The sequence below is a fragment of the Bradyrhizobium japonicum USDA 6 genome, from assembly GCF_000284375.1.
Classification (GTDB): domain Bacteria; phylum Pseudomonadota; class Alphaproteobacteria; order Rhizobiales; family Xanthobacteraceae; genus Bradyrhizobium; species Bradyrhizobium japonicum.
Genome location: NC_017249.1, coordinates 4,548,577 through 4,569,149, shown reverse-complemented (window position 1 = coordinate 4,569,149; position 20,573 = coordinate 4,548,577). Strand labels below are relative to the sequence as shown.

At 64.4% G+C, this 20,573-nt stretch carries 20 protein-coding genes, 1 tRNA gene and 1 pseudogene; 11 read left to right on the top strand and 11 right to left on the bottom strand.

Annotation, left to right across the window (positions count from 1 at the left end; translation table 11 throughout):
* Positions 1 to 121 precede the first annotated feature (121 nt).
* Positions 122 to 1,036: a LysR family transcriptional regulator gene (locus BJ6T_RS21540; RefSeq protein ID WP_014494582.1), complete on the top strand. Its 915-nt coding sequence runs from the start codon at positions 122 to 124 to the stop codon at positions 1,034 to 1,036.
* A 459-nt stretch (positions 1,037 to 1,495) separates the two neighbouring features.
* Positions 1,496 to 3,343, top strand: a pseudogene (locus BJ6T_RS21535) (alkaline phosphatase family protein); the annotation flags it as partial.
* 76 nt (positions 3,344 to 3,419) lie between these two features.
* Here BJ6T_RS21535 and BJ6T_RS21530 read toward each other — a convergent pair.
* Positions 3,420 to 3,992 carry a hypothetical protein gene (locus tag BJ6T_RS21530; RefSeq protein ID WP_014494580.1) on the bottom strand — a complete coding sequence of 191 codons (573 nt, stop codon included), beginning with the start codon at positions 3,990 to 3,992 and terminating at the stop codon, positions 3,420 to 3,422.
* Positions 3,993 to 4,372: 380 nt separating this feature from the next.
* Between BJ6T_RS21530 and BJ6T_RS21525 the strand changes: the two genes are divergently transcribed.
* Positions 4,373 to 5,032 (top strand): peroxiredoxin, encoded by a 660-nt coding sequence (locus tag BJ6T_RS21525; protein ID WP_014494579.1) that lies wholly within the window; start codon positions 4,373 to 4,375, stop codon positions 5,030 to 5,032.
* Positions 5,033 to 5,161: 129 nt separating this feature from the next.
* Here the strand turns inward: BJ6T_RS21525 and BJ6T_RS21520 are convergent, their stop codons facing one another.
* Complete coding sequence (locus BJ6T_RS21520) at positions 5,162 to 6,892, bottom strand: methyl-accepting chemotaxis protein (protein ID WP_014494578.1); 1,731 nt, start codon at positions 6,890 to 6,892, stop codon at positions 5,162 to 5,164.
* A gap of 169 nt (positions 6,893 to 7,061) precedes the next feature.
* Between BJ6T_RS21520 and BJ6T_RS21515 the strand changes: the two genes are divergently transcribed.
* Positions 7,062 to 8,453, top strand: a complete 1,392-nt coding sequence (locus BJ6T_RS21515; RefSeq protein ID WP_240537996.1) for a cryptochrome/photolyase family protein — start codon at positions 7,062 to 7,064, stop codon at positions 8,451 to 8,453.
* Between the two features lie 66 nt (positions 8,454 to 8,519).
* Positions 8,520 to 8,816, top strand: a complete 297-nt coding sequence (locus BJ6T_RS21510) for a hypothetical protein (RefSeq protein ID WP_014494576.1) — start codon at positions 8,520 to 8,522, stop codon at positions 8,814 to 8,816.
* A 55-nt stretch (positions 8,817 to 8,871) separates the two neighbouring features.
* Here BJ6T_RS21510 and BJ6T_RS21505 read toward each other — a convergent pair whose 3' ends face one another.
* The 3 genes from BJ6T_RS21505 to BJ6T_RS21495 form a co-directional block, all read right to left on the bottom strand.
* Positions 8,872 to 9,618, bottom strand: coding sequence for a hypothetical protein (locus BJ6T_RS21505; protein ID WP_028169903.1), 747 nt, complete (start codon positions 9,616 to 9,618; stop codon positions 8,872 to 8,874).
* Between the two features lie 97 nt (positions 9,619 to 9,715).
* Positions 9,716 to 10,588, bottom strand: coding sequence for a DMT family transporter (locus BJ6T_RS21500; protein WP_014494574.1), 873 nt, complete (start codon positions 10,586 to 10,588; stop codon positions 9,716 to 9,718).
* A gap of 99 nt (positions 10,589 to 10,687) precedes the next feature.
* A complete protein-coding gene (locus BJ6T_RS21495; RefSeq protein ID WP_014494573.1) occupies positions 10,688 to 11,134 on the bottom strand; it encodes a hypothetical protein in 447 nt (148 codons plus the stop codon).
* A 291-nt stretch (positions 11,135 to 11,425) separates the two neighbouring features.
* Here BJ6T_RS21495 and BJ6T_RS21490 point away from each other — a divergent pair, with 291 nt between their 5' ends.
* Complete coding sequence (locus BJ6T_RS21490; protein ID WP_014494572.1) at positions 11,426 to 11,689, top strand: hypothetical protein; 264 nt, start codon at positions 11,426 to 11,428, stop codon at positions 11,687 to 11,689.
* A 32-nt stretch (positions 11,690 to 11,721) separates the two neighbouring features.
* On the opposite strand, the gene BJ6T_RS21485 is transcribed toward BJ6T_RS21490, so the two are convergent.
* Positions 11,722 to 12,180, bottom strand: a complete 459-nt coding sequence (locus BJ6T_RS21485; protein WP_014494571.1) for a host attachment protein — start codon at positions 12,178 to 12,180, stop codon at positions 11,722 to 11,724.
* Positions 12,181 to 12,491: 311 nt separating this feature from the next.
* Between BJ6T_RS21485 and BJ6T_RS21480 the strand changes: the two genes are divergently transcribed.
* From BJ6T_RS21480 to BJ6T_RS47335, 3 genes are all read left to right on the top strand, one after another.
* The gene (locus BJ6T_RS21480) at positions 12,492 to 12,770 is read left to right on the top strand and encodes a hypothetical protein (protein ID WP_014494570.1); all 279 of its coding nucleotides are present in this window, start codon (positions 12,492 to 12,494) and stop codon (positions 12,768 to 12,770) included.
* A gap of 486 nt (positions 12,771 to 13,256) precedes the next feature.
* Positions 13,257 to 14,222: an AraC family transcriptional regulator gene (locus BJ6T_RS21470; RefSeq protein ID WP_014494568.1), complete on the top strand. Its 966-nt coding sequence runs from the start codon at positions 13,257 to 13,259 to the stop codon at positions 14,220 to 14,222.
* A gap of 188 nt (positions 14,223 to 14,410) precedes the next feature.
* Positions 14,411 to 14,563, top strand: a complete 153-nt coding sequence (locus BJ6T_RS47335; RefSeq protein ID WP_014494567.1) for a hypothetical protein — start codon at positions 14,411 to 14,413, stop codon at positions 14,561 to 14,563.
* 50 nt (positions 14,564 to 14,613) lie between these two features.
* Here the strand turns inward: BJ6T_RS47335 and BJ6T_RS21465 are convergent.
* The 3 genes from BJ6T_RS21465 to BJ6T_RS21455 all read right to left on the bottom strand — a co-directional run bounded on the left by BJ6T_RS21465 (position 14,614) and on the right by BJ6T_RS21455 (position 16,062).
* Positions 14,614 to 14,690 (bottom strand) — tRNA-Arg (locus BJ6T_RS21465).
* 152 nt (positions 14,691 to 14,842) lie between these two features.
* Complete coding sequence (locus tag BJ6T_RS21460) at positions 14,843 to 15,331, bottom strand: hypothetical protein (protein ID WP_014494566.1); 489 nt, start codon at positions 15,329 to 15,331, stop codon at positions 14,843 to 14,845.
* A gap of 161 nt (positions 15,332 to 15,492) precedes the next feature.
* Positions 15,493 to 16,062 (bottom strand): hypothetical protein, encoded by a 570-nt coding sequence (locus BJ6T_RS21455; RefSeq protein ID WP_039227933.1) that lies wholly within the window; start codon positions 16,060 to 16,062, stop codon positions 15,493 to 15,495.
* A gap of 181 nt (positions 16,063 to 16,243) precedes the next feature.
* Between BJ6T_RS21455 and BJ6T_RS21450 the strand changes: the two genes are divergently transcribed.
* Positions 16,244 to 16,630, top strand: a complete 387-nt coding sequence (locus BJ6T_RS21450; protein WP_028151149.1) for a VOC family protein — start codon at positions 16,244 to 16,246, stop codon at positions 16,628 to 16,630.
* Positions 16,631 to 16,679: 49 nt separating this feature from the next.
* On the opposite strand, the gene BJ6T_RS21445 is transcribed toward BJ6T_RS21450, so the two are convergent.
* Entirely contained in the window at positions 16,680 to 17,174 is a 495-nt protein-coding gene (locus tag BJ6T_RS21445; RefSeq protein ID WP_014494563.1) for a hypothetical protein, read from the bottom strand.
* A gap of 260 nt (positions 17,175 to 17,434) precedes the next feature.
* On the opposite strand from BJ6T_RS21445, the gene BJ6T_RS21440 reads away from it, so the two are divergent.
* Positions 17,435 to 17,788 carry a GrlR family regulatory protein gene (locus tag BJ6T_RS21440; RefSeq protein WP_028169904.1) on the top strand — a complete coding sequence of 118 codons (354 nt, stop codon included), beginning with the start codon at positions 17,435 to 17,437 and terminating at the stop codon, positions 17,786 to 17,788.
* An 8-nt stretch (positions 17,789 to 17,796) separates the two neighbouring features.
* Here the strand turns inward: BJ6T_RS21440 and BJ6T_RS21435 are convergent, their stop codons facing one another.
* Entirely contained in the window at positions 17,797 to 20,484 is a 2,688-nt protein-coding gene (locus BJ6T_RS21435) for a PAS domain S-box protein (RefSeq protein WP_014494561.1), read from the bottom strand.
* Positions 20,485 to 20,573: the final 89 nt, after the last annotated feature.

The window sequence follows — 20,573 nt, the reverse complement described above, 5'->3', positions numbered from 1 at the left end:
CCCTCCGTCGTTCGCGGACGGGAGGTCCATTCCGGTGATTTGCTGTCGGCTGAAGCTAGGCCGTTTCCGGCCAAGTGATTAGATGATAAAACCTGAATAGATTTATCGCCTGGGCTAATGAATGGACCGCGACAACGCCAGTGACCTCCTCGCCTTCCTCGCGGTCGCGAGAGAACGCAGTTTTACGCGGGCTGCTATCAAGCTCGGCATGTCGCAATCCGCGCTCAGCCAGATCGTGCGTGCCCTGGAGGAGCGGCTCGGCGTGCGGCTGTTGAGCCGCACCACGCGCAACGTCGCCCCGACCCAGGCCGGTGAGAAGCTGTTCCGGTCGATTGCTCCGAAATTCGAGGAGATGGACGTCGAGCTCGCCGCACTCGGTGAATTCCGCGAGAAGCCCGCGGGCACCATCCGGATCACCGCAACCGAGAACGCGGCCGATGCCGTCCTGCTGCCGGCACTGGAAAAGATCCTGCCTAACTATCCCGATATCAAGGTCGAGGTGATCATCGACTATGGCCTGTCCAACATCGTCGCCGAGCAATATGACGCCGGCATCCGGCCGGGCGGTCTCGTCGCCAAGGACATGATCGCGGTCCGCGTCGGTCCCGATATGCGCATGGCTGTGATCGGCGCGCCGTCCTATTTCGCAGGGCGCAAGAAGCCCCGCACCCCGCAGGACCTGACCGAGCACAACTGCCTCAACCTGCGCCTGCCCACGCATGGCGGGCTCTATGCCTGGGAGTTCGAGAAGAACGGCCGCGACCTCAACGTTCGTGTCGAGGGACAGCTCGTCTTCAACGGCGCCGGCGCATTGCTGAGTGCCGCGCTGCGCGGCTTCGGCCTCGCCTACATCACAGAGACCCAGGTGCAGCCCTATCTGGTGAGCGGACAGCTCGTCCGCGTGCTCGCCGACTGGTGCCCGCCCTTCTCCGGTTACCACCTCTATTATCCGAGCCGCCGCCAATCCTCGCCGGCGTTTTCACTGCTGGTGGAGGCGCTGCGCTACCGCGGCAGGGGTCAGACCGCCTCAGGCTGACCAGCGGATGTCCTTATGCGATACTTGCCCCAACTTCCGTCATTGCGAGCACAGCGAAGCAATCCAGAGTGTTTCTGCGGTGGGATTCTGGATTGCTTCGCTGCGCTCGCAATGACGATGTTGATGCAGGTGCGCGCCACAAACTCACTCTCGTGCCCCGGACGCTGCGCAGCACGAAGTGATGCGCTGCCGAGCCGGGGCCCATGTTGTGGCGAACCGGTGCGGCCTCCTGGGTCCCGGCTCTGCGCAGCGGCGTAAGAAACTGCAGCGCGTCCGGGAAACGAGAGGGGGTGAATTCCGTTTTGATGCGCTCGGCAATGACTTGTCCGTGAGAACGAGCCCCCTCCCCAGCCCTCTTGCATGCCTCGCCCCCTTGTAACAAAACTGTCATACAGCAAAACTAAACGATGGCCGGGGGCCGCGGTCGCGGCCATTGCCGCCTCACCGCAGGAGATTTCGATGCGCCGTTCACTGGTGTTGCTGTCCGCCGGACTGACAGTCTTGTCCACCGGACTTGCCTCCGCCCAGAACAACACGCCCCGCAACCTGATCCTCTTCATCCCCGACGGTCTGCGCGCGCTGAAGGTGACGCCGGAGACCGCGCCGGCGATGGCCGAGGTCCGCGACAAGGGCGTCAATTTCAAGAACCCGCATTCGCTCTTCCCGACCTTCACCATGGCCAACGGCTCGGCGATGTCGACCGGCCATTATCTCGGCGACACCGGCGTGTTCTCCAACACGATCTGGACCAACTACACGTCCGTTCCCGCCGGCGACACCGTCGTCCCCTTCATCGAGAACGACGCCGTACTCGGCGACATCGACGAGCATTTCAAGGGCGACTATCTCAACGAAGAGACCATTTTGAAGATGGCCCGCGACAAGGGATACAGCACCGCGGCGCTGGGCAAGCACGGTCCGACCTATCAGTTCGACCACACCGACAAGCCCGAAAAACCGGGCCTGCATTCGGTCGTGTTCGACGATGCCACCGGCGGCAAGAACGGCGTGGCGTTGTCGGACGACGTGAAGGCGGCGCTGACCAAGGCCGGCCTGCCCCTCGCCCCGCCCCCGCGCGGCGACAATTCCAAGGCGGGCGATGCCAAGACGCCCGGCACCACGGTCGCCAATATCGCGCAGCAGGCCTATTTCGCAGACGTCGCCACCAAGGTGCTGCTGCCGATGTTCAAGGCGCGCAACAAGCCCTTCGTGCTGGTGTTCTGGTCGCGCGATCCCGACGGCAGCCAGCACAACACCGGCGACAGCCTCAACCAGATCCTGCCCGGCATTAACGGGCCGACCTCGATGGCCGGCATCAAGAATGCAGACAACAACCTCGCCCAGCTCCGCAAGGCGCTCGACGAGCTCGGCCTTGCCGCCACCACCAACATCATGATCCAGGCCGACCACGGCTTCTCGACCATCTCCAAGGAGAGCAAGACCAGCCCCTCGGCCAAGGTCAGCTATGACGACACGCCGAAGGACTTTTTGCCCATGGGCTTCCTGGCGATCGACCTCGCCAAGGCGCTCGACCTGCCACTGTTCGACCCGAACGACAAGAACGCCAAGGTCGAGGGCAACAAGCATCCGAAGGCCGGTAACGGCGTGCTCGGCAAGGATCCGGAGAAGCCCGATCTCGTCGTCGCCACCAATGGCGGCTCCGACCTGATCTACCTGCCGAACAAGGACAAGAAGCTGGCGGCGAAGACGATCAAGGCGCTGCTCGAGCAGGATTACGTCTCCGGCCTGTTCGTGGACGACTCGCTCGGCCGCCTCCCCGGCACCCTGCCGCTGTCGAGCGTCAATCTGCGCGGCAAGTCGGCGACGCCGACGCCGTCGATCGTCGTCAACTTCCGCTCCTATGCCAGCGATTGCGGTGAGGCGCCGACCAACTGCTCGGTGCAGGTCGCCGACACCGTGCTGCGCCAGGGTCAGGGCATGCATGGCAGCTTCAGCCGCGGCGACACCATGAACTTCATGGCCGCGATCGGTCCGGACTTCAAAGCCGGCTATGTCAGCCAGATCCCGGTCAGCAATGCCGACGTCGGCATGACGGCCGCCCAGCTCATGGGCCTGCGCGGCCCGCAGAACGGCGGCCTTGTCGGCCGCGTGATGTCGGAGGCCCTGCCCAACGGCATCGTGCCGAAGGCCTATATCGGCACGCTGAAGTCCAAGCCCGCCGAGGGCGGCCTGGTGACCGTGCTGAACTTCCAGCGCGTCGGCAGCCAGCGCTATTTCGACGCCGCCGGTTTCCCGGGCCGCACGCTCGGGCTCGAGCCGGACGCCGGCAAACAAAAACGGCGGGGAAATAACCCCGCCGCTGTCTGTCGCGCCTCGCAAGAGGCGCGACAATCTCGTCAAGAAACTTACATGCCCAAGAAACTTACATGCCGATGTCGAACACGTTTGGCAATTGGCCCGCCAGAGGCAGCGCGGTGGCGCCCAGGAAGGTCGCTACCATCGCCATCAGGCGACGGTTGTTCTGGCGCTTGCCGCGCATCTGTCCTGCGATCCACTCCAGCATCTCGCTGTTGACCTTGGCGGCGTAGGACGGCGCCCAGCTCTCGATCTCGGACTCTGCCGACAGCGCGACGCTGCGCGGCGGCACCTTCAGGCCCGAGGCGCTCGCGGCGTAATGGGCAACGGCCTTGGCGAGCAGGTCGTCGAACCGGCCGCCATCGGTGCGCTCGGTTGCGGCTTCATTGATCTCGAACAGCGCCTCGGCTTCGGCGCGGCTGACCGGCTGGTCGTTGACGGCCGTGGCAGTCAGGATGCGCGCGCACCAGGCGGTGTCATCGGCATCGAGCGAGCGGGAAAAGTGGACCCGGCCCTTGGTGGTCGGGCCTTCGCCCGTGATCACGCCGTCGCGCACGACGGTCAATGCATGAGCCGCGGTATCGCGGCAGGATGGTTCGAGGGACGGCGACTCAACAGACTTAGGCGCAGCGGCGGACATAGTTCACTTCCAGATTTCTTCTGATCGACCAGCATTTTCATGCGGGCGTAAAGGGGTGGTTAATGATTCGATACGGGGATCGCGACTTTTCTCAATGGTTGCCGATTAGTCGCTACGAGGACCATTTCGGTTCCGGAGGCGTCGGGGCGAGCGTGATGCGGGTCATAAACGGCTTTATGGGGGCAATCGAGACCGTACGGCTCCGGTCGAGATGTTTCGTCGCAGGCGCGGCTGTAACAGAAAGGTGCTAGGAAATCGGCCCTTCAGAGAAGAAATTCACATTTTACTTGAAGCGGTTCACTTAGGGTCGCGGAGACCCTATACTGGCCGCGACGGCAAAGATAAATTACCAAGTAAATTCAATGAGATGAGGTAGAACCATGACACTCCCGATCGGCACCACCGCGCCCGACTTCGAAGCCGAGACCACCGAAGGGAAGATCAAGTTCCACGACTGGATCGGCAATAGCTGGGCTCTCCTGTTCTCCCACCCGAAGGACTTCACGCCGGTTTGTACGACCGAGCTCGGCGCGCTTGCCAAGCTGAAGCCGGAATTCGACAAGCGCGGCGTCAAGCTGATGGGCCTTTCGGTCGATCCGGTCGACCGCCATTCGAAATGGTCGGAGGACATCAAGGAGACCCAAGGCGCCGCCCCCAACTACCCGATGATCGGCGACACCGACTTCAACGTCTCCAAGCTCTACGAGATGCTGCCGGCCTCGACCTCGGGCGATCCCCTTACCCGCACGCCGGCCGACAACCAGACCGTCCGCAACGTCTTCATCATCGGGCCGGACAAGAAGATCAAGCTGGTGCTGGTCTATCCGATGACGACAGGCCGGAATTTTCAGGAGATCCTGCGCGTCATCGACTCGCTTCAGCTGACGGCGAAGCATCGCGTCGCCACGCCGGCCGACTGGACGCAGGGCGAGGACGTCATCATCGCCGGCTCGGTTTCCAACGACGAGGCGAAGACGATCTATCCGCAGGGTTGGAAGGAACCGAAGCCCTACATCCGCATCGTGCCGCAGCCGAAGTAACTCACTGTCTTCCCGTGCGGTCCGCAGGACCGAACTATGGTGCGCAATTGCGCACCTGAGAATCTCGAGATCCCGGACCTGGTCCTTCGGACCATCCCGGGATGACAGTGTCAGGTCACACGCCCGCTCCTAGGCCGCGTGCACGCGGTCGAGGAAGCTGTCGACCTCGGCCTTCAGATGCAGGCTCTCGCCTGACAGCGCCTGGGCAGAGGCAAACATCCGGCTCGAGGTCTCCCCCGTCTCGCTCGCGCCCTTGGCAGCGTGACGGACATTGACCGCGACATCGGCGGTACCCGAGGCCGCAGCGCGAACGCTGGCCGCGATGTTGTGGGTGGCGCTCCTCTGCTGCTCGACCGCGGCCGAGATCGAACCCGCGATGCCGCTGATGCGCTCGATGGTCTGGCCGATCGCCTTGATGGCGGTGACCGATTCCTCCGTTGCAAGCTGCATGCTGGCGATCTGGTTCGAGATCTCGTCCGTCGCCTTGGCGGTCTGGCCGGCGAGCGTCTTGACCTCCTGGGCCACCACCGCGAAGCCGCGGCCGGCGTCTCCGGCGCGCGCGGCCTCGATGGTGGCGTTCAGTGCCAGAAGATTGGTCTGCTCGGCGATCGAGGTGATCAGCTTGACGACGTCGCCGATGCGCGCCCCCGCCTCCGAGAGCTGCGCCATGCGCTGGTCGGTGGCTTCGGCCTGCCGTACCGCCTCGGCGGAGATCTCGTTCGATTCCTGTACCCGGCGGGTGATCTCGGAGATCGACTGGGACAGTTCGTCGGAGGCCGAGGCCGCCGTGCGCACGTGCTCGGAGGCGTTCTCGGATGCGCCGGCCGACTGCGCCGACAGGTCGGCGGTGGAGCGTGCGGTGTCGGTGAGTTGCCGCGCCACCCGCTCGAACTCGCCGGAGGAGTTCAGCACCTTGTCGAGGATGCCGCCGACGCTGCCGCGGAACTGCTCGACGAAATTGCGCAGCTCCGCCTTGCGTTGCTCTGCCGCGGCAGCCGTGGCCGCGCTCTGCTCGCTGCGCAGGCGTGCCCGCTCCAGCGAGTTGCTCTTGAACACGGCGACCGTGCGGGCGATCTCGCCGATCTCGTCGGCGCGATCCTCGCAATCGATCTCGACGTCGCTCTGGCCTTCGGCCAGCGCCGTCAGCGAGCGCGTGACCGAGGTGAGCGGCTTGGTGATACGGCGGACGACCAGCAAGGTGAGGACCAGGACCAGGAGCGCGGCGATGCCGGCCGCAATCGCCATGCTCTCGATGGCCTGGGTCAGCATGCTCTCGAACTGCGCCATCGGGATGCCGACATAGAGAATGCCGACGACCTTGCCGGTGGCATCCGCGACCGGGAAATAGGCGGTCATGAAGGTTTTGCCGAACAGCGTGGCCGGGCCCTTGTACGCCTCGCCGCGGCGCAGGACGGCCTGCCCGGGATGATCGGCGGCAAGCTGGGTCCCGACAGCGCGGTCGCCGTTCTCCTTCTTCACATTGGTCGAGCGGCGGACGAACTGGCCGCTCGCATCATCGAACACGAACAGGGTCGCGTTGCCGCCGACATAGGACACCGCGCGATCGACGATGGCGTGATCCCTGAACTCCGGCATTTTGGGAATCTCGGCGCGCGCCACCCCGCCATCCCGCATCGTGATCTTCGCGTCGGGAACGACCTCGGCAAAGGCCAGGGCCAGCGTGCGCAAATTGACCTCGATGTCGCGCAGCGCACGATCGTTGAAGGCGGAGGTGAGCGACAAGTAGCCGGCGCCGACCACGAGCGCCGTGTTCACGGCGATCAGCAGCACGGCGCACAGGACGGCCTTGGTACCCAGCTTGAATTGCGGCAAGAACTTTGCCGTCGCACGGTTGGACATGAATGGAACTACCCCCGGAATTCCTGCATATTCATGCATTCGGCTTACGACCGAATTAACGACGGTTCACACCGCCGCACGCGGCATGCTTGCCAAATTGTAAACGAGGCCTGCCCTGACCACGCCAAGCGCGCCGCCCGTCATCGTCTGGTTCCGCGATGACCTCCGCCTGTCCGACCATCCCGCCCTCCATGCTGCGGCGAAGACAGGCGCGCCGGTGATCTGCCTCTATGTGATGGATGAGATGGCCGGACGGGCGCCGGGCGGCGCGACGCGCTGGTGGCTGGCGCAGTCGCTGCGGGCGCTCGGCGCCGAGACCGCCACGCGCGGCGGATCCCTGATCCTGCGCAAGGGGCCGGCGGCCAAGGTGATCCCCGAAGTGGCGCGCGAGAGCGGCGCCGCAATGGTCTACTGGAACGGGGTCGCGCAGGCGCCACATCAGTCCGTCGAGAAACAGCTCGAAGCGGCGCTGGCAAAGCTCGGCGTGGACTCGCAGAGCTTCCCTGGCGACTTGCTGGTGCCACCCTCGGCGATCCGCAATAAGGAGGGCCGCGGCCTTCGCGTCTTCACGCCGTTCTGGCGGCGGGTGGTGTCGCTGGGCGATCCGCCCAAGCCTCTGCCCGCACCGCGGGAGCTACGCCCTGCGCCGCCGCTCGCCGGCGACGCGCTGGAGAGCTGGACGCTCGAGCCGACAAAGCCCGACTGGGCTGGCGGCCTGCGCCAGACCTGGACGCCGGGCGAAGCCTCGGCCCGCATGCGCCTCCGCGACTTCCTGAGGCACACCGCGCGCGTCTATGTCGGCGATCGCGACCGTCCCGATCGCGAGGGGACTTCAAGCCTGTCGCCTCACTTGAGGTTCGGCGAGCTCAGCCCGCGCCAGGTCTGGCACGCCGCGCGCTTTGCCGCAGCGGAGAATCCCGCGATCGGGCCCGGCGTCGAAAAGTTCCTGAGCGAGCTCGGCTGGCGCGAATTCTGCCGCCACCTCCTCCACGATCACCCGAGCCTTGCCACCGAAAACCTGCAAACGAATTTCGATGGCTTTCCCTGGAAGGGAGACAAGAAGGCGCTCGCCGCCTGGCAACGCGGACGCACCGGCTATCCCATCGTCGACGCCGGCCTGCGCGAGCTCTGGCACACCGGCGTGATGCACAACCGGGTGCGGATGGTGGTGGCGTCCTTCCTGGTCAAGCATCTCCTGATCGACTGGCGCGATGGCGAGAGCTGGTTCTGGGACACGCTGGTCGATGCGGATGCCGGCAGCAATCCCGCCAACTGGCAATGGGTCGCCGGCTGCGGCGCCGACGCCGCGCCCTATTTCCGCGTGTTCAATCCAACTCTCCAGGGCGAGAAGTTCGACCCTGATGGAGCCTATGTCCGGCGCTGGGTGCCCGAGCTGAAAGACGTGCCGGCCAAGCTGATCCACCAGCCCTGGCAGGCATCACCGATCGAGCTTGCGAGCGCGGGCGTCACGCTCGGCAAGACCTATCCGCAGCCGATCGTCGATCACGCCAAGGGGCGCGAGCGCGCGCTCGCCGCCTACGCAAAGATCCGCAAAGGTTGAGCGTTGCTTTGACACAATTATGAAACCCGCTATCGTCATCGCTCCATACAAACCGTGGGGGACGATATGGACGACGAGAAGCCGATCACCGAACAGGCGCTGGACACGATCACCACCGCCGTGGAAGCGACCAGCGAAGCCGCAGTCACCGCCGTCAAGAAGGTCAGGAAAGCCGCCAAGAAGGTCGCGAAGAAAGTAGCGCCGAAGAAGGCTTCCAAGAAGAAAGCCAAGAAAGCTTCGAAGAAGGCTGCAAAGACGTCGTCGAAGAAAGCGGCCAAGAAGGCTGCAAAGAAGGTCACCAACAAGAAGTCTGCGAAGAAGGCTGCCAAGTCGAAAAAGAAGGCCAAGAAGGCCAAGCGCTGATCGCTGCGCTCGTGCACGTCTCCGGGTGCGGGGCGCCCGGAGACTTCTCCCATCCCTACCCTCGCCGCTTGGCGGCGCGCCGGCCCGGGTGATGCTCTCCCTTCGGATCGCGGAATTCGCTGCGATGGCCGCGCCGGTCCTCCTTGGCGAAGCGCTTCCGCTTCTCGGGTGAGCCAAACTGCTTGATCACCTTTCGGCCGTTGACCTTCTTGATGACATAGCCGCCTTCCGTCATCGAGAACGGCGCCTTGAGCGACCCCATATGGTCGAACTTGGTGCCGCGGGGATGCTCGAACGGTTCGAACCAGGACGGATAGACGAAGTTCGACATCGGAAAGCCGTTGACGAGAAAAGACTCCTCTTCCACGGCGTCGCAGACCTCGTAGGCATATTGGGTGTGCCGGGTCTTGTCGGCCCACAGATTGGCCATGGGATCGAGCACCATCTCGAACAGTTCGTGCGAAGCCGCCAGGCTGACCGGATCATCCTCGCCGAGTGCCTTCAGAAAGATCTTAGAGATCGGCTGGCCGCGGTGCGTCAGCTCGTGCCGCCCGAGGAAGTTCTTGTGGGTGGCGTCGTCAAAATAGAGCAGCTGCCAGTCCGTCGGCTTCGGCTTGCGGGTGACGTCGAGGTCGATGGGATAGCCCCAGACCGGCAGGAAATGCTCATCGTAGCATTTCTGCAGCGCCGTCGTGAGCCTCCCCATCATCCGCTCGCTCATCATCTCCTCCGCGTAGTTGATGCAGGCAATCCGGACCGGCCTCAAGGACCTGCCGAGCAGCGCGCGTCTCGCTTTCTTCATGGAAATCACCTTGCGAAAGGGAAGCTGAAATCAGTCCAGCCTAGCACGAGCGCGCTCCGCACGTCAGGGATGTATTCCGACGTACTGGCTTGCCTGCCTAGAAACGCCGGTTGACCACGAACACCGCCGCTGCGCACATCGCCATGCCGGCAATCGCCAGCGCATCGAGCTTCTCCCCGAACAGCAGATAGGCCATCAGCGCCGTGACGGCGGGCACCAGGTAGAACAGGCTCGCAACCGAGGTCGCCGCAGCGTGGCGGATCAGCCAGTACAACAGCCCGATCGATCCGATCGAGAGCGCCACGGCGAGCCAGGCAAGCGCGAGCACGAACTCCCGCGTCCAGTGCACCACGCGGTCCTCGAACAGGAAGGCGCCGACCGTGAAGAAGACGGTGACGGCGACATATTGCACGAGATTGCCGGCGCGCCAGTCGATGTGGTTGCAGTACCGGCGCTGATAGAGCGTGCCGAGCGTGATGCTGATTAGCGACACCACCGAGGCGAGCCAGCCGAGCCCGGCCTCGCCGGTCATCGGGCGTCCGTGCAGGATCAGCGCTACACCGCCGAGGCCAAGCACCAGCCCCGCCCATTGCACCGGCGTCACGCGTTCGCCGAGCCAGCGGTTGGCGATGGTCGAGGTCAGGATCGGCTGAAGGCCCGGAATCAACGCCGAGAGTCCCGCCGGGATCGAATGCGCGATCGCGATGGCCGTGCCGCCGAGATAGAAGCCGTGGACGAGAATGCCGGCAACAGCGCTATGCGCGACGTCGACACGGTCCGGCCATTTCGGTCGCGCAATCGCCGCGATGATCGCCATCAGGCCGACCACGATCGCCATGCGAATGGCGAGATAGGTCAAGGGATCGGCGTTGTTGATGATGTATTTGGTGCCGATGAATCCGGTGCTCCAGAGCACGACGAACAGGATCGGTGCGGCGCGGGCGGTCAGGGCTTCTTGATTATGGTTCATTGCCGCCCCTCATTGCGCGACCGGGGCCTGTGCGGCAATGCGAATTTCCAAACGAGCGATGCTGCGCTGCGACGGACAGCGGACGCGCAGCTCAGCCGCTCACCATTCTTCCGGACAGGGGTCGATGATCTTCCAGAGCTCGACACCGTTCTTGATCTTCTTCATGTCGGTGGTGAGCCCGCCATTGCGGCGGATCCAGTCCTTCACCGTGTTGGGGTAATAGGACATCAGGTCGGACGTCCCCTCCGCGCTGGTGACCTTGATGCCGAAGGTGAAGGCCTTGTCGTAATAGGCCTGGTGGAAGCCGAGGCTGGCGCGCGGCGTCACGCAGATCTTGTTCATCGGCACGATGCCGAGCACCAGGGTACAGGCCGAATTGCAGATGCCGTCGATGATGACCCGCTCGCCCTTCTCGCGGACGCGCTTGTACTTGGCCTTGTACTCCTCGACGTAGCCGCCGTGGTCACGGGTGATGTGCAGCTCTGCGCGCGCCGGCGTGGCGGCGGCGACGGAGAGCAACAGCAGGCTCAAAAGCGTGATGCGCATGGTGCGTGACGGCGAAAGCCTTCAGGAATGAACCGGCCTCGAAGGACCCCCAAAGGGCCGGCGACAGGATTCTTGAGCGAATTCTCTTTGGCCATACTTGTGTGGGGAATTCGTTAAGCATCCCGAAAAGGCCAAAAATGGGCAGCCTTCGACCCTGCTTCGGGCAATTCTGTCACACCCACCCGGGAATCGGCGGGATTGGCCCCGATTTCCAGGCCCCGGACGGGTGTCCCGGCGGCCCGAAATGGCTATAAACACCTGACCTATTCGCGCGGGTTCCGGAGAATCGAGATGAGCACGTTGAAGCTTGTAGCCGCGGTTGCTGCCCTGTCGGCCGCAATCCTCGCCCCCAGCCTTGCGGAGGCGCGGGGACACCACCGGTACCACCGCCACTACACCAACCCGCTGCCCTACCCGATCAGCTATCTGCACAATTACGGGCCCGGCATCACCCCCGGCACCTACGCCTTTTACGACGGCCCGTCGAACAACCGCTGCTACCAGAGCTCGGCCACCTATATCGGCCAGGACGGCCGGCGGCACCCCTGCTTCTGAGGGGCGCGCTGGCGCATCCTCTGCGGGTGCCGCTATTTGGCGCCCGACAGCAGCAATTGCTTCTCGATCTCGTAGACCGGCAGCTTGACGAGGTCCTTGCCGACCTCGCCCTGAAGCGCCTTGCGCACCACGGCCGAATAATCGGCGCGGATCATCCCGAGCGCGCGTGGTGAGGCCACCATGGTCAGGGCCGAGGTCTCGCCCGCGCTGACGGCGGCATCGAGCCGGCCGGCCAGGTTCCGCAGGAAGGCACGCTCGGCCTCATCGTGCCAATCGGTCTGCTCGACCGAGCTGCGCGCGCCGCCGACGGCGGCGTTCAGCCGGCCCGGCGCATCGGTCCCTTGCGCACCGGTCGAGGGATTGGGCTGCTCGTGCACCTCCCGGGTGTGGAGGTTCGGAAACATCTCGTCGCCGAGGTTTTCCAGAATGAGCGCCTTGCGCCCGTCGCACACGATCAGCCAGTCACCCTTGTCTATTCTCATCTTGTCCATTGCACAGCTCCAGGCAATCTCGCGAGCCTGCTCTTCGAATTCCTCGAAGCGCTCGCTTCGGCAAGACTAGGGATGAAGTCGTGCCGGCGACTTGCGCAGGATCAAGGATGAACGCAATGTCCTGCCAGGCAGCGCCAGTGCAAGCGCAGCATTGGTCACACGCGCGAACCTGGGATAATCTTGCGAAGCGAAAGGTCAGGTCTGCGGCGAGCTTTGCTGAAGATTTGTTCATCAGCATTACATTTCGGTTCCGCCACAATTTTATCAGAACAACTTCGATATCCTGCATTGCGTAAGCAGAGGAAGACATCATGAATCTCAAGACTGGCCTCGTCGCCGCATCCTTGTTCGGTGCCGTCATGGCATCGCCGGCGGCGTCCGCCATGCCCATCGCGCCCGCACCTGCGACGCCGCAGGTCTCCGACGTCGAGCAGGTCCGCATGGTCTGCGACGCCTGGGGTCGCTGTTTCTGGCGCCCGAACTATTATGGGTATTACGGCCCGCGGCCGTATTACGGGCCCCGATATTATGGGTATGGTCCGCGCTACTATGGGCCTCGCTATTACGGACCACGCTATCGCCGCTGGTGATTTCTGAAGGGGCCCTCTCGGGCCCCTTCGCTTTTGCGAGATCGCGCGTTGCGTCCATTCGCGTGCTCGCGGCCTGCGTGGAGCGATTCCAAAACTGATCTAGATCAAAGATGAAATCCGTTGTGCCGTCATTCTACGTCGATGGCGGATTTCATTGTTTTCCGATGCCCCCAGACGGGCATGAATGTGCAGACGCATCTCGAGAGGCAGCCAAGGCCTGACGATCGGAGGCTTGAGGGGCGGCGGCTCGAGGGGCGGAGCTTCAAGTCCTTCGCCTGCCCCGCCTGCACGCGTCTTCATTTCATCGACCTCGTCTCAGGCCAACCGATGAACCGGGACCGTTGACGGTGACATCGACCTGCTACGTGGCATGATGTCCGCAATACTACGGCCCGGAATCCGGTTTACTGAATCATCCTGTTTCGCCATTGATTGCGATATATCGATTTTCATTTGATTGTCACATTTCAGCATTCGGCCAGAAGCATGTTCTTCGACGCCCTCGCCCCCTCCTCCGCCCTCCAGCTGATCCGGTTTTCCGATGTCGACGCGTTTCGGCCAGCCGAGTCGATGGAAGACGCCCGCAGCATTCCGCTCGATGTCGCCAACTTCGCTGCGGCGCGCGCGATCGTGAACCTGCCGGGATGCCGGATCATCGTGGCGAGGTCGTTTGCGCGGATTCTCGATACCGCCTATCGCGCACCGGGCGGCATGGTGATCCTGCCGATGACCGACGATCTGCGGGCGAGCTCGAGCGGGATCGAACTCGACTCGCGCGTTTTCATTGCCTTGCGCGGCAATCATCATTGTCATTTCGTCGAGCATCAGACCAATTACCACGCGCTGATCATGTTCTCCCCCGCGCTCAGGGATCGCGGCTGGTTCGATCGCGCCGATGCATTGTGGGTTCGCATCGCGGACCCCGTGGCGCATCTCTACGCGCGTCAGCTTGTTCTCGACATCCTGCGGACCGCGTCCGTAGAGCCGCACATGTTCGAAACCACAGAAGTCGCCGCGCATCTCCAGGAGGGTCTGCTGCTCGCCCTCGACGACCTGTTTCAAATCGACCCGTCGTCTGATCGCACCGCCCCGAATGCAGGCGCGCGATCGGCCCGGCTCGTGCAGCAGATCGACGATTACGTCGCGGCCTATCCGACCGCTCCGATCTATACGGCCAATCTCGCCGGTGAGTTGGGCGTTTCGGTCCGAACGCTCGGCGGCGCGGTGAGCAAGGTGCGCGGCATGAGCCTGCATCAATACATCCGCCTGAAGCGGCTGTGGGCCACACGCTCGCGGCTCCTGAAGGGCGGCGGTGCCACGGTCGCCACATGCGCACGCGCCCAGGGATTTCATCACCTCGGCGAGTTTGCCGCGGCCTACCGCGCGACCTTCCACGAGGCGCCATCCGACACGCTGGCACGGGCCCGGCACACCTGCCGTTCCGCAAGCTGACATCACAGGCGCGACGCCGATGGCTTGCCTTGACCACGCGTCGGGCGGCCATGGAACAGGTTCCCCCGAACGACGTTGTCAGGTCCGAGCAGTGCGCCGCCAGCCAGCCCCGGGGGCGCGCTGAGAAACCCCGCGCGCCCTACGCGCGGGGTTTTTCTCGGCGTCAATCAAGTGGTTCAGGGAAGAGAATGTCCATCAACCGTAACGTCCTGTTTCTGATCATCGGCGCTCTGGTCGTCACGGCAGCCGTGCTCGGCTACAATCTCTACCAGGCGAAAAAGCAGCCCGACGGCCTGCAGATCAATGTCGGCCCCAACGGGCTGAAGATCCAGGGCAAGTAAGGGGACCCGCGAATTGGGCCGGCCGGGCCTCGAGGCTCCGGCCTGGCGATTGGCGCGCTCGGAAGGATTCGAACCTCCGACCCTCGGAATCGAAATCCGATGCTCTATCCAGCTGAGCTACGAGCGCCCCGGCCCGGGTATGCGGCCGCAACCGAAACCCGCCTGACCGCTGCTGGCAAGCCAGCGCGCCGGACGGCGTTCGGATCGGTTCGAATTAGCAGAGAGATTGACCAATAAAAAGCCCTTCCCGTCTCGTTTCGAGACGGGTCAGAGGCGTTCCTACCAGAAGAAGCCGAACTGCGGCCGCTGCGCCACCATCATCATCGGCCGGCCCTGCTGCGGCGCCGGATGCGACCTGGCGACCTTGCGCTTGGGCTGGCCCGTAGCCTGCGAGGGCTGGGCCTGGGCTTGCGGCTTGGCGTCGGCCTTCCTGGCGGCATCCTTCGGGGCCGGCGTAAACTGGGCAAAGGTCTCGCGCACCCGGGCCTTGGCCGACATCTCGGCCAGCTCCGGCGGAGCAGCCTCCTGCACCTGAGGCGCAACGACCGCGGCGGTCTTCACTGCGGGTGCGGCAAGCGTCGGCTGGCTGGTGTCGAGCACGACACGCTCAGGCAAATGGCGATCCGACCGGATCCGGATCAGCGGCTGATCGTTGCTTGCACTGACGATGGCCTGTGCGACCGGTTGCGATGGCAGAACGTAATCCGCCACGAACAACAGTGCGAGCAAAGCTCCACCGACGAAAACGAAGTACCTGAAAATGGGCATTGGCCACGCTCCGCCCCCGCATCCCCGCGTGGGCTCTTCGCCTTAAACTGGCGATACTCTAATTGGTTCCTGCACCCGGCCCTTGGTTCAAATGGCAACGCCAAGTTTTTCGGCCAAGGGCTGCGGACAGTAACTTTTCCGCTATCGGAAACTGGCGGACGTTACGCGCGCCGTGCTGCGACCAGCGAACACTTTGCCTGATCGGCGTTAACGTTGATGAAGCCGACAGGGATACGCGCAAAGGTCTTGCGGCTCTTCATCGTTACCGTGTCGGCGAGCACGCGGCTGCGGTCGGTGAGATGACTGCCATCGCGCCGCGTGAACGCGCAGACGATCTCCAGATCCTTAACGGCATAGTCATTGTCGTTTCGCAGCGTAAACGTCACCAGCGCCTTCGAGCCGAGCCCGCCACGGCGCCAGGTCTGCGACGAGATTTTGAGGCGATCGAGTTCTGCCGCAGCTGGCGCCTGAGCTTCGACAATCGGCGAGACCGCCGCCGTACTGCCCGGAGGTGCCGGTTCGACCGTTGCCACGTCAGGCTTCACCGGCTCGGTGCTGTTGCCCCTGGAGAGCGGCAGCAGCATCCACACCCCGCAGCCGACGATGATCGCCGCCAGTAGCCAGAGCAGACTTCGCCCGAACGAGACGCTCGCTATCGTCACGGCTCGCGCCAGGCGCTCACCGCTCCCGGCGAAACGTCCCCACCCGATCCGGTCAAACCTGACGTTCATGGCTGTATCACCGACCGCGGCCGGAGCTCGTTCGATGACGGACTCGGCCACTGTTTACCTTAATCCGGGAGACGAACTAAGGTTCCCGCGCTCGTGCCGAGTCGGCAAGGACGGTGGCGATCACCAGCCGGGGCCGCTAACATGCGCTGCAACATCGAAGACCCCGTTGGGAGAACATGAAATGCCAGTCGTCGTCACTTGGGATCACGTCCATCTGCGCAGTCCCGATCCGGAGGCCACAGCGGCCTGGCTCCGGGACATTCTCGGCGGCGAGATCGTGCGCGCACCGGGACGGATCGACGTGAATCTCGGCGGCGCAAAAATCTTCATCGCATCGCTCGAGGGCGACAACGCCGTCAACCCGCCGCCGCCGCACCCGCATCAGGGCCTCGACCATTTCGGTCTCACCGTGAAGGACATCGACGCCGTCGCCGCCGAGATCAAGGCCAAGGGCGTCACGTTCACGCGCGAGCCGACCACGATCCGGCCCGGCGTGCGCATCTGCTTCATCCGCGGTCCGGAAGGCATCTCCATCGAGCTGCTCGAGCGCGACAAGAAATACACCTGACGCGGCGCCGCATCTGATGTCGACGAAGTCGGGCGTACCTGTCGCCCGGCTAGGTCATGCTGCCGGGCATAAAGCAGCGGATGGTGACGCCCATGTAGCCGTAGATCGGCCACACCATGGTGCGCCCGACCCGGTTCGGCTCCGAGATGACGGCCTCCTCGGGCACGTCAACCCAGACGAGTTCCTGCTGCTGGCCGTCGAGCACATGACCCAGGCGCGGGATGCGGACACGATAATGTCCGTCCTTGCTCTCCCAGTCAGTGTCCGAGAGCGCCGAGCCGTCGGCATCCGAACAGCAAGGCCCCTTGCCGCTGCGCAGGCCGTCGAACCATGCCTTCAATTCGGCATTGGTGTTCACGAACTGGCCGCGGTCGCGCGCATGCCCCGAAGGGGCTGCGAGCGCGATCAGGGCCAAGGCGCAAGCGAGACTGGCCACGCTTCGCCAGCGTGGCGCACCGCTAGGCGGCCGTTGTGTTTCGCAAATCGTGGGACGCACACTGTACAGACGCGGCTCATCGCCGCCGGAATCGATCCAGTTGCTCACGTTTGTCTTGCTCCAGCACCCCGCGGCCAGTGCAACAATGGTTATGCATTTCGCGGGCCAACTTGATTCGCAACCACTGGCCACGCGTCATGATCAGACCGTCATGGTGGTGTCATAGACAAGCCGGGACAACTACGGCTGGCGGCGGCAAGATCGCACCGCCGCCCGGCAAACTGCCGCGTTGCGCGCGGGAACGCGCTTTGGCATAAAAGCTCTACCGGTTACGCCGTTGGGCGATGGCGGCCGGCCCGTGGGACGTGATGAAGAACGGCCTCTATTCGATTCACGTGAACCTGCTCGATGGTCGAGTCGGCAAGGGCAGCGGCGTGATTGTTTTTCGCGACGGCAAGATCCTTGGCGGCGATGCGTACCTGTATTACACCGGCAGCTATATCGTGAAGGACGACCACACCTTCAAAGGCGAGGTGCTGGTGCAACGGCACACCTCGCCGCGGGGCGACGACAATCCGCTGTTCGGCGGCCCTGCCCCCGTCGGCATCGGCGTCAGCGGGACTTACTCGGACACCCGCGCGGAGATGACGGGCACAGCGCTCGTCGGCAAGGCCAGCTTGATTTTCGGCGCCACCCTGCACAAGCTCGCGGAAGCTGACTAGGCGCGGGACTACTCCGCGGCCTGCTCGAGCGGCGCGGTGCGCGGCAGGATGATCTGGATGCGCGTCCCCTCGCCCGGCTCGGAATCGAGATCGAGCCGCCCGCCGAGGCGATTGGTGACGATGCTGTAGACGATGTGCAGTCCGAGGCCGGTGCCGCCCTGGTCGCGCCGCGTCGTGAAGAACGGATCGAAGGCACGGCGGCGGACGTCGAGCGACATGCCGCAGCCATTGTCCGAGAAGATGATCTCGACATTGTCCTTGCCGGACTCGCGCACCTGGATGTCGATGATCCCTGGCCGGCCGTCCGGAAAGGCGTGCGCCACCGAATTGAGAAACAGATTGGTCAGCACCTGGCCATACGGGCCGGGATAGCTGTTCATGGTCAGGCTCGGCTGGCACTCGACGTTGAGCGTCAGATTGTGTTTGCGCAGGCCCGGCCGCAGGCTCATCACCACCTGCTCGGTGAGGTCGCCGAGATCGAAGCTGCGCTGGTCGGAGTAGTTGCGGTCCGCCGCGACCTGCTTGAACGACTGGATCAGCTCGGCCGCGCGGTTCAGGTTGGAGACGAGCTGCGAGGACGCATCGCGGCTGGTGTTGAGGAAGTCGTTGAGCGTGGAGCGACGGAGCTCGCCGCGCTCGACTTCGGAGGTGAACATCGCGGTCTTGCGCTCCAGCGCGGATGCGACCGTGAGGCTGATACCGACGGGATTGTTGACCTCGTGGGCGACGCCGGCGACGAGCCGTCCGAGCGCGGCGAGCTTCTCCGCCTCGATCAGCGAGGCCTGGGTCTCGCGCAGATTCCGGAGCGCGGTCTCGGCGGATTCCTTGGCTTTGCGCATCTCCTGCTCGCCGCGCTTGCGCTCGCCGATGTCGAGCGCCACGGTGACGATCCGCTCGATCTCGCCGTCGGCATCGAGCAGTGGCAACTTGTTAACCAGCCATTGCCGCATGTTGCCGGAGGAATCTTTGTACTCCTCCTCGTAGAAGCCGAGGCCCCTTCGAAGCTTGAGCACCCTCTTGTCGCTCTCGTCGGACTTGGCCGCGCCGTAGCGCGACATCAGATCCGCGGTGGTGCGGCCGAGCGCATCGCCGGGCTCGATGCCGAAGATGCCGGCCATGTAGCGGTTCATCAACACGTAGCGCAGCTCGCGGTCCTTGACGTTGATGACCGCGGGCACGGTGTCGATGACCTGCTGGAGCAGGCGCCTGCCTTCGGCGATGGCGTCTTCCGCCCGCTTCTGGTCGGTAATGTCGCGCAGCGTGCCCTCGTAGCGGACGATGTTGCCCGCCTCGTCCCGCACGCCCGTGGCGCTGTCGGAAAGCCACAGGATGTTGCCGCTGCGCTGGCGCACCTGGTACTCGAATTCGCGCACGATGCCGTCGCGCGCCATCAGCCGCTGATATTCGGCACGCGCCTCGGGGTGGACGTAGATGGTGTGGGCGATGTCGTTGATGCTGTCGATGAGCTGCTGCGGACTGTCGTAGCCCATCATCCGCGCCAGCGCCGGATTGGCGTTGAGCAGATCGCCGGCCGGCGTCGTGACATAGATGCCGTCGACCGAGCCTTCGAACAGCTTGCGGTAGCTCTCTTCGGCGAGGCGCTGCTCGGTGAGCGCCCGCACCGCCGCCTCGCGCGCCGTGTCGGCCTCCTCCAGCGCGCGGCGGAACACTTCGGCCGCGCGCGCGATGTCGCCGATCTCGTTGTCGAGGTCGGCCGACGGGATCGAGGTGTCCTTCTCGCCCGCTGCGAGCGCGCGGATGGATCTCGCGATCTTCGCAAGCGGCCGGACGGTCCGCCGCACCACGAAGCCGGCCGCGAGAATGCCGATCAAGACGCCGATGGTGCCGAACACGATGCTCTGCCACCGCGCCTCTGTCAGCGTGCGGGCGAAATCGCGCGACAGCACGTGGCCGCGCCTCGCGCTGACCTCGCGCAGCAGTTCCGTCACGCGGCCGATCAGGCGGCCCTCGGTGCCCAGCACCTCGCGGTCGATATCGGCGATCTGCCGCTCCCGGACCGCCACCGCGATGATGGCCTCGGCATAGTCGTTCACGGCCGCGCGGAGCTTGGCATCCGTGATATCCATCGCCCGCATGTTCTGTGCGGCCTGCTCGGCCGCAGACGGGTTGCGGGCCAGCAATCCGAGCGCGATCCGGCTCTGCGCCTCGGACAGGCGGGAAGCGAGCTCGCGGTCCGCGGTGCCGGCAACAGCGGCATCAAACTGGTCGCGCAGCGGCGGCAGGCCGGCGAGCAGCTGGGCGCGGCGGTCGATCAGGGTCGAGATCCGCTCGAGGCCATTGCGATAGGTCGCCAGCCGCTCGGTGACCCCGTCGATCATGTCCTGCTGCTCGGGAGCGAGCTCGATGCGGGTCTTCTTCAGGATGTCGCTGAGCGTCGCGGCCGCCTCGCCGACCTGCTTGAACTGGATCCCGGCGCCGGGATCAGTGACGAAATCGCGCGCGGCGAGCCGCAGCTCGTTCATGCGGCGGTCGATGTCCTCGGCGAGGTCGCCGACGCTCTGGAGCCGCTGCAACTCGGCGAAGGTCGTATCGATGTGCCGGATCGCGATCACGCTCGCGGTCGAGGTGACGATGATCACCGCCAGCACCAGGAGGAAGCTGCCGAAGGTGAGCTGGCCGATGGAGAGCGAGAATGTTCGCTTTTTCTCAGGGGTCGGCGTCAATTCGGCGGACATTGGGGCTTTTGAGGACCGGGCTATTGGAGGCCCAATATACGATGGTTTGCGGCCCCGGGGGAACATGCCTCGCGCTGCCGAATATCCTT

Bases quoted from the DNA above. Each gene is read 5' to 3' on its own strand.
- BJ6T_RS21525 (WP_014494579.1), top strand. From the start codon at position 4,373: ATGACACTCCCGATCGGCACCACCGCGCCCGACTTCGAAGCCGAGACC.
- BJ6T_RS21450 (WP_028151149.1), top strand. From the start codon at position 16,244: ATGCCAGTCGTCGTCACTTGGGATCACGTCCATCTGCGCAGTCCCGAT.
- BJ6T_RS47335 (WP_014494567.1), top strand. From the start codon at position 14,411: ATGTCCATCAACCGTAACGTCCTGTTTCTGATCATCGGCGCTCTGGTC.
- BJ6T_RS21480 (WP_014494570.1), top strand. From the start codon at position 12,492: ATGAATCTCAAGACTGGCCTCGTCGCCGCATCCTTGTTCGGTGCCGTC.
- BJ6T_RS21435 (WP_014494561.1), bottom strand. From the start codon at position 20,484: ATGTCCGCCGAATTGACGCCGACCCCTGAGAAAAAGCGAACATTCTCG.
- BJ6T_RS21530 (WP_014494580.1), bottom strand. From the start codon at position 3,992: ATGTCCGCCGCTGCGCCTAAGTCTGTTGAGTCGCCGTCCCTCGAACCA.
- BJ6T_RS21510 (WP_014494576.1), top strand. From the start codon at position 8,520: ATGGACGACGAGAAGCCGATCACCGAACAGGCGCTGGACACGATCACC.
- BJ6T_RS21505 (WP_028169903.1), bottom strand. From the start codon at position 9,618: ATGAAGAAAGCGAGACGCGCGCTGCTCGGCAGGTCCTTGAGGCCGGTC.
- BJ6T_RS21490 (WP_014494572.1), top strand. From the start codon at position 11,426: ATGAGCACGTTGAAGCTTGTAGCCGCGGTTGCTGCCCTGTCGGCCGCA.
- BJ6T_RS21485 (WP_014494571.1), bottom strand. From the start codon at position 12,180: ATGGACAAGATGAGAATAGACAAGGGTGACTGGCTGATCGTGTGCGAC.
- BJ6T_RS21495 (WP_014494573.1), bottom strand. From the start codon at position 11,134: ATGCGCATCACGCTTTTGAGCCTGCTGTTGCTCTCCGTCGCCGCCGCC.
- BJ6T_RS21470 (WP_014494568.1), top strand. From the start codon at position 13,257: ATGTTCTTCGACGCCCTCGCCCCCTCCTCCGCCCTCCAGCTGATCCGG.
- BJ6T_RS21540 (WP_014494582.1), top strand. From the start codon at position 122: ATGGACCGCGACAACGCCAGTGACCTCCTCGCCTTCCTCGCGGTCGCG.
- BJ6T_RS21520 (WP_014494578.1), bottom strand. From the start codon at position 6,892: ATGTCCAACCGTGCGACGGCAAAGTTCTTGCCGCAATTCAAGCTGGGT.
- BJ6T_RS21500 (WP_014494574.1), bottom strand. From the start codon at position 10,588: ATGAACCATAATCAAGAAGCCCTGACCGCCCGCGCCGCACCGATCCTG.
- BJ6T_RS21455 (WP_039227933.1), bottom strand. From the start codon at position 16,062: ATGAACGTCAGGTTTGACCGGATCGGGTGGGGACGTTTCGCCGGGAGC.
- BJ6T_RS21440 (WP_028169904.1), top strand. From the start codon at position 17,435: ATGAAGAACGGCCTCTATTCGATTCACGTGAACCTGCTCGATGGTCGA.
- BJ6T_RS21460 (WP_014494566.1), bottom strand. From the start codon at position 15,331: ATGCCCATTTTCAGGTACTTCGTTTTCGTCGGTGGAGCTTTGCTCGCA.